The organism is Mesorhizobium sp. M7D.F.Ca.US.004.01.2.1, from assembly GCF_003997785.1.
GTDB lineage: Bacteria > Pseudomonadota > Alphaproteobacteria > Rhizobiales > Rhizobiaceae > Mesorhizobium > Mesorhizobium loti.
The window spans coordinates 1-2,581 of record NZ_RZRQ01000540.1 but is presented as its reverse complement, the minus strand read 5'-3'; the positions used below and the strand labels follow the sequence as shown (position 1 = coordinate 2,581).

The 2,581-nt window shown below is 63.7% G+C and carries 3 protein-coding genes; all 3 read right to left on the bottom strand.

What is annotated here, in order from left to right:
- Positions 1-835: hypothetical protein (locus tag EN993_RS34400; protein ID WP_206532469.1), on the bottom strand; the 835-nt coding region annotated here is incomplete at its 3' end.
- Between the two features lie 12 nt (positions 836-847).
- Complete coding sequence (locus EN993_RS34395; protein ID WP_127266102.1) at positions 848-1,687, bottom strand: phage BR0599 family protein; 840 nt, start codon at positions 1,685-1,687, stop codon at positions 848-850.
- On the bottom strand, positions 1,684-2,581 hold an 898-nt coding region (locus EN993_RS37245), incomplete at its 5' end, for a hypothetical protein (RefSeq protein ID WP_206532468.1). The genes EN993_RS37245 and EN993_RS34395, both read right to left, overlap by 4 nt.

Here is a 2,581-nt window from a genome sequence, read left to right as displayed (position 1 = left end):
CGCCTTGGCTTATCGGGATCGTTCTGAGTGTGCCCGTGGGCAGCGTCCAGATCCTGATCGTGTCCAGGTTCGACCAGGTGACATAGTCACCACTCGTATCCCAACCCCCGTCACCGCTGCCATTTTGCGTGCCGAGGTCGAGCCCTGGATCACCTTTCGTGAAGTCGAGGATTTCGCTCTGGATGGCGGCTTTCTCGGCATACCATTGCGGCGAGCCATCCGACCGAAGCAGTATCCGCTGCAGGCGGAACGCCCACGCTTTGATATAGGCGGAGGTGCCGAGATAGACCCGGCGCAGCACCACGGTGAAGACACCACGATAGGCGGAAACGTCCTCGCCCAGCACGCCCACGAGATAGTCGTTCTGCAACTGGTCGGGCGCGCCCATCTCAAGGTCGACGTCGCCAACGATGCCGCCTTCGCTCTGGTCGCCACCGAACAGATCCGGCTTGTTGATGGTGATGCGACCGCCGGGCGAAACGCCCTGGAAGGCCATCTTGCCGCCGGCGCGGATCTCGAACATCGCGTCGGCCGGGCCGTGGCAAAGACCCATCTGCATGCCGATCGAGTATTTGTAGCCGAGGATCTGCCTGGGACCGAACAGCATGTAGCGCCGCGCGCCCTTGATTGCATTGCGCGCGAGGTCGCCGTACCAGGTGACGTTCGGGTCTTCCATGTCGACCGTCCCGAACACCACCGGGATCTTGCGGCCCTCGGTCGCCGTCGGTACCTGGAAATCCTCCAGCGATTTCGGCTTGGCGTTCTGCGGCTTCGGCGTCATCACGAGTTCGATCGCGAATGAGACGATGGCGAAGACGATGTTCCAGAAGATCACGCGCCGGGCTCCCTAGACGATGCTGTTCGTGAAGGGATTGACATCGGGCATTTCGAACCCGCCGTGATTTATGTTGTTACCGAACTTCTTGCAGCCCCCCAGCCCTTTGGAGAGATCGCAGCCAGGCGCGATCTCGACCTCGGCCGAGCCGTCGTCGTCGACCGTGTCTGCCAGGCCTTCCTGGAGGGCACCGACCAGGGTGAGCTTGTCGCCGACATGGCTTTCAACCCAGGCATAAAGGCCATTGAAGAAGACCAGCCCGGCCTTGTAGTCACCATCCGGCCGCAACGCCGCCTCGGCGACGGTAAGCTCCAGGCCGCTGATATCAGTCACCGTCGCCGGGATCTTCCAGTCGTCGAAGTTGAGCGTGCAGCCGGGGAAATAGAGAACATGCCGGCATGGCCGCTGGTAGGGCGCCCGGCAGCCCGTCCGGCGCATCGAGGTGAAGATGCTCTCGACCGGTACCGTGATGCTCAGCTTGCCGGACTTCGGCGAAACGACGCGGCCCTTCCATTGCACCTTCAGCGTGTGGCTCAGGTCGGTGTGATGACCTTTCCAGATGGTGACCACGGTGATTGCTGTGACCGGCAGCAGCAGCGTGCGCGCATAGGTGTCGGACAACGGAAAGGTCAGGTCGGTGGCGTTCTTCTCGATGTTGCTGGCCTGCTCCAGATCGCCATGCGAGACCGGCGATGCCGTCCACGGTTCCAAGCCGATCAGCGGATCGACTTCCCGGTCGAGCTCGACGGCGTTCGAAGTCAGCCTGGTCCGCGTGACGCCATTGTCGAACAGATAAAGGAAGTACGGCCGGCCATCGTCGATCGAGGCTTCCTTGTCGTCGTATCCGGTCATGCCGGCACCTCGGTGACCGGTATGGTGCAGGTCGACAGGTCCGTGTCATTCGGGCGGAAGGTGCTCGATGTGGCGCGGTAGTTGATCGTCACCGCGTCGGTGGCCAGCCTGACCTTGGCCAGCAGGCAGAACAGTCTGACATCGGCCGGTGTCACGGCGGTACCCAGCGCCGAGGCTATGGTCAGCGTGTCGTTGGCGCCGGCGCTGACGGCCGAGTTGATGGTGCGGAAGAAACGCGCGCCACTCTTCATCTCGATCATCACGCTGCGCCCGAAATAGAAGTTGGCCGGGGCGATGCTGGCGACGCTGAGCGTGACGGCCCCCGAGCCGAAGCCGGCCTGCAGCACCAGGTCGTTGGAGAATGACGGCAGCCAGAATGCCTTTTGCTGGCCCCACCGGTTGTGCAGCCATTGCCGGCGCCGCCAGAGCCCCGCCTTGCCCTCGTCGCGAAAACCAAGCGTCTGCCCGAAATCGGCATAAGCCTTCTGGGTCTCGGCCACGATCGGGCCAAAACCGTTGTCGCGGTATTCCGTTGCCCGCACGATGCTTTCGGCCAGCGCGGCGACCTTGGCGGGGGGATCGGTTAGCACGTCGAGCGCCAGAAACTGGTCGTAGATCTCGGCGCCGGACAGGTCGACATTGTCGAGCACCTGAAAACGGGTCGCGATGTCGGCCGTGAGACCGCGCTCCCGGTTTGTCTGGATGCCGTCCGGCAGCAGCGCCTGGCGCGCCGGCGCGACGGTCGGGTTGGTGAAGTCGACGCCGATCGGCGCCGTCAGCGTCACGCCGTCGCCGTCGATCTCGTCGATTGTCGCCGTCACCGCCTTGCGGTCGCTCTCCCAGATCACGATCGCGCTGCCGGCGCGGTAGTCGGCATAGGCGGTGTCGAAGGCG